Source organism: Clostridium sp., assembly GCF_040797585.1.
In the GTDB taxonomy this organism is placed as follows: domain Bacteria; phylum Bacillota; class Clostridia; order Clostridiales; family Clostridiaceae; genus Clostridium_Z.
In genome coordinates this window covers 1-4,193 of sequence record NZ_JBFNEO010000235.1, presented here as the reverse complement: position 1 = coordinate 4,193, position 4,193 = coordinate 1, and the positions used below count along the sequence as shown (strand labels likewise).

5 protein-coding genes and 1 riboswitch are annotated in these 4,193 nt (G+C 28.8%); of the genes, 1 reads left to right on the top strand and 4 read right to left on the bottom strand.

What is annotated here, in order from left to right:
• Together thiM and thiW are read right to left on the bottom strand one after the other, a co-directional pair.
• The coding region (gene thiM / locus AB2369_RS11995) for a hydroxyethylthiazole kinase (protein WP_367666711.1) at nt 1-811 on the bottom strand (811 nt) is incomplete at its 3' end.
• Nucleotides 812-941: 130 nt separating this feature from the next.
• Entirely contained in the window at nt 942-1,493 is a 552-nt protein-coding gene (gene thiW / locus AB2369_RS11990) for an energy coupling factor transporter S component ThiW (protein WP_367666710.1), read from the bottom strand.
• 31 nt (nt 1,494-1,524) lie between these two features.
• A riboswitch (TPP riboswitch) is annotated at nt 1,525-1,635 on the bottom strand.
• A 308-nt stretch (nt 1,636-1,943) separates the two neighbouring features.
• On the opposite strand from thiW, the gene AB2369_RS11985 reads away from it, so the two are divergent.
• A complete protein-coding gene (locus AB2369_RS11985) occupies nt 1,944-2,108 on the top strand; it encodes a hypothetical protein (RefSeq protein WP_367666709.1) in 165 nt (54 codons plus the stop codon).
• A gap of 609 nt (nt 2,109-2,717) precedes the next feature.
• Here the strand turns inward: AB2369_RS11985 and AB2369_RS11980 are convergent.
• Complete coding sequence (locus AB2369_RS11980) at nt 2,718-3,836, bottom strand: hypothetical protein (RefSeq protein WP_367666708.1); 1,119 nt, start codon at nt 3,834-3,836, stop codon at nt 2,718-2,720.
• Between the two features lies 1 nt (nt 3,837).
• Nucleotides 3,838-4,193, bottom strand: a 356-nt coding sequence (locus AB2369_RS11975; RefSeq protein ID WP_367666707.1) for a hypothetical protein, incomplete at its 5' end; no start/stop codon positions are given.

Below are 4,193 nucleotides of genomic sequence, written 5' to 3'. Positions count from 1 at the left end.
TAAGCATTAAATCTTTTTTAGAAATTAGAGAAATTTTATCTAACAACTTAAACCTATAGGTATTTAATCCTTCGGATTTTTTAAGTTCTCCTTTACATACCTCTCCTATTATCCCCCAAAAAGAAACAGCCTCTACTACAGCTAAAGTTAAATTCTCTTTGCTTTTTTCTACGGATATGAAGGCTCCAATTAATACAGATAATATACATCCTGTGCCTGTAACCCTACTCATTATGCCATCTCCATTATAAACATAATAAGTGGTTTTTCCATCAGTTATAAAATCCACCTCTCCTGTTATTACAATAATTACATTACTATTCCTAGCATAATCTTCTATTTCTCTCTGAAGTTCCTTATTTACCATTAAGGATTCCTCCAAGGAATCTATTCCCTTATATATACTCTTCCTACCTAAAATACTCTTAATCTCACTTAAATTCCCCTTAATCACATTAGGGCTTCCCTTATCTATTAACTCTATGGCTAAGTTTTTTCTATAATGAGAACCCTGAATTCCTACCGGATCAAGAATCCAAGGAATAGAGTTATATCTTGCTATATTCGCTGACTCTAATATCCCTTCTTCTCTAAAATTATCCATGGTTCCAAGATTAACAACTAATCCATCGCTACTCTTTGTTATATACTGCACATCTTTATAATAATGAGCCATTATTGGCCTCGCTCCTAAGAAAGAAAGACTTTGAGCCACATCATTCATGGTAACAAAATTAGAAATTATATGAATTAATGGATTAACTTCTCTTATGCTGTCTAATATATTAAAAGTTAAATTTACTTCTTTCATATGTTCCCCCACTTAAAAGTCTTTAGTCTTATTACTAGTTAGCCCTTTTATCTGATAGCTATAAGCTTTAACATCCCACCCCTCTTAAAAGGTTGGTGATAACAATTGCTATGCCCCTAGATTAACTCATCTAACCTTCATATGGTGGAAAGAACCCCATCTGAAGGAAGATTCGTTCTATCATAGGAATCTTTAGTAATATTAAAGCTAAGATAGCTCCTCCTATACAGCTTAAAGAAAATGGAAATACAAAAGCAAAAACAGCTGCTTCTTTCCCCATAACAATTGTAGCTAAAGGGTAGGCTAGAATAGCTCCAATTACTCCTGTTCCAATAACTTCTCCCAGAGCGGCTAAATATATATTTTTAAATTTTTTATAAAAAAGTCCAGCAAGCAGAGCTCCGAATATGCTTCCTGGAAAGGCTAATATAGATCCTGTTCCCATAATATTTCTTAGTAGTGAAATAGACACGGCATTTAAAAATCCATAATAAGGTCCCAGTAATACTCCTCCTAATACATTTAAAAAATGCTGAACTGGAAACATCTTTCCTCCTAAAAAGGGTATGTAGAGAAGAGATCCTGTTAGGGTTCCCATGGCTATAAATAAAGCACTTAAGGTAAGCTTATAAACCTTTCTATGTCCTAATTCATTAATATTATGTTTATTTATAAATTTCATCTAAAAAACCCCCTAGATTATCTAGAGGGACTATAATTGTCATCTGCTTTCCTACGCTGGCATTATCCAGATCAGGTATTAAGAGTCAGGAAATATGGTTCCCATTCTCAGCTAGCATATACTAACCCCTCTAGCACCAATTTTAATTATTTATATTATAACCTATAAAAAATTGTATGTCATGTTATATAGAATCCTTTACCTCTTTATTATATATACCACTGCAAGACTCACCCTTTGAAGATGACTTAAATAATTCTATACTTTAGCTTAACTTAAATTCTTATGTGATTATATCTATACTAAAATTCTTCAAAAACTTTTTTGAAAATTTTAGATTTATTATTAACTTCCTCCTTAAAGCCTTCATATCTCAATTACTAGCTATTTTTTCTTGTTATATAAAACTATTTTCTACACAATATAATATTGTGAAAGGAGATGAATGAAATGGTGGATTTAAATCAAATGGGAGACGAAGATAGAAAATCTAAAGCTAGAGAAATGCTAATAGCTGGCGACGATTGGAATGACATAAGAAAAGAAACTAAATTAAGACATAAAGATTTAAAAAGAATTCAGAAGGAAATAACCTCACACTTTAATACTTTTTAAATTAAATTATTTTTAGTTTTTCTCATTAATTTAAGTCTTATCTAGAAGCTAAACTTTCACTTATTTTGCCTTAGGCTCCCGCTATAACACTCCATGCCTTAAATAGGTGGGAGAAAAAGATGGGTAAAGCCTTTGGCTTAAAACTTTAAATGAGTAGCTAATGTAAATGAACGGATAAAATCTCATATAAGGTTATCTTTCCCCTAATTAAGCATACAACTTACAATTACCTCCTAAATTAAATATATATTAAACCTTATTCTCTTAAATATTTTAATTAACAAAAAGAAAGTCTGGAATATCCAGACTTTCTTTTCTTAATAACTTTTCTAGAGTTGTAATTTTAAAATTACAATTCTAGATTGTAAAACATAATTAAGCTCAGTAAATACTTTTAACCCTTATTATAGGTGAACTATCTTTAATATCTGAATTAACCTTTTGATATAGCTAGGTCTTAAAGTAGACTCAATTGATAATTTTAATTTAACTATTCTAAAGAGTTAAATTATTCTATTGAAATTATTAATTTCTAGAGCTTAAATTTTGGTATTTTAGAGCTTTAAATTAGTAATTGTTATTATTTTAAGATCTAACTAAAATAAAAGATTAATCTAAATTAAGCATAAGATTTAAAGAATTATATACTCCCTTAGCCTCATAGATTCTGTCATTAAAAATTACTTCGTCAGATAGAACTTTGAGTTTTACCTCTTCTCCTTTTATTTTAAGACCTATTTCTATGTTATGCTTCATTTCAAGTTCAAGCTTATCTTTATGAAAATTACCATTACATATAATTTCCAAAATACGCTTCTTTAATGATGAACCTAAATCACTACTTCCCTCTTCTTTTCCATCTACATATATCTTTAAATCCTCTGCAAGGAGTATATAGTTTAAATTCTCCTTATGAACATCAACAGATAATATTTCTTCTACCATGTGATACATTTCTTTACTTGAAATTAAATTTTCAAAGTTGAAATTAGTGTAAAATTTTTCATAATAATCATTATATAAATTTATTTTTTTACTGCTATCCTTTGTGTTTAAAGTTAATATATATTTTTCATTACCAAGTTCAATAATATCCTCATTATCTAATTTCTCTTCATAATTATCCCTATTCTCCTCTTGTTTTTTAAGCGCTTCTATTAAAAGAGATTTTATCCTTTTAAAGTTTTCCTCTCCCAGCTTCATATCTCTCATGTTTAAAGCTGGTGCCTTTAAATATATATCTTCTACTTCCTCCATGAACTTTATATTAGGTTCTAATCTTATGTTCTTAAACTCATTATAGAACCCTTTAAAAAACTCTAATGAAGTTTCTGATTCCTCAATCTTATAATACTTAGAATTTATACCATAGATAAAATACTTTTCACCATAATTATCTAATTGTACTGAATCAACACCATAACTTTCATTATCCTTATACAGCTTAAAAATATTATTATTGTTATTTTCAAATAAAATTTCCTCATCTTTTAAAAGCTCATATTCCTCTCCATCTAAGCCTTTAAGATCTTCTATAAGATTTAATGCCCTGTCTACATTATCTTTATTGTAGGCTATGGCTCCATCATTTAGAACAACTCTATCCCTTAGCTCTTCCTTAACATTAGATTTTTTATATAAGATTATTCCCCCTATAATAATTATGACTAAGGATAATATTATTAGAAGAGATTTGATTATTTTAGGCATTTTCATATTCATAAACATTTTAAATCCCTCCTATATCCTTAAGTAATTTCTCGAAAGTATATAGAACATTAGTGATATTATATTTCTTCCCCTCATATTCTACATAATTATCATAGACTTTAACCTCTGCTTTACTGTTATCTTCAAATTGATACCATAAGGTATATGACTTGTCCTTATAATCATAGGCACTATCTTTATCTTCTCTTATAACTCCTGTAAGTACCTCACTTACCTTATCCTTATGTTTAGTCAAATCTAAAATTTTATCTTCAACCTTAACTTCAACTTTTGCTTCATTAAATAAATAATATAAGTCCCCTTTTTCATCATTTTTTACATAGAAAAGGTTATCTTTGATGATATCATAAATCC

Coding starts and splice junctions, on each gene's coding strand:
- thiW (WP_367666710.1), bottom strand. CDS start 1,493: ATGAAATTTATAAATAAACATAATATTAATGAATTAGGACATAGAAAG.
- AB2369_RS11985 (WP_367666709.1), top strand. CDS start 1,944: ATGGTGGATTTAAATCAAATGGGAGACGAAGATAGAAAATCTAAAGCT.
- AB2369_RS11980 (WP_367666708.1), bottom strand. CDS start 3,836: ATGTTTATGAATATGAAAATGCCTAAAATAATCAAATCTCTTCTAATA.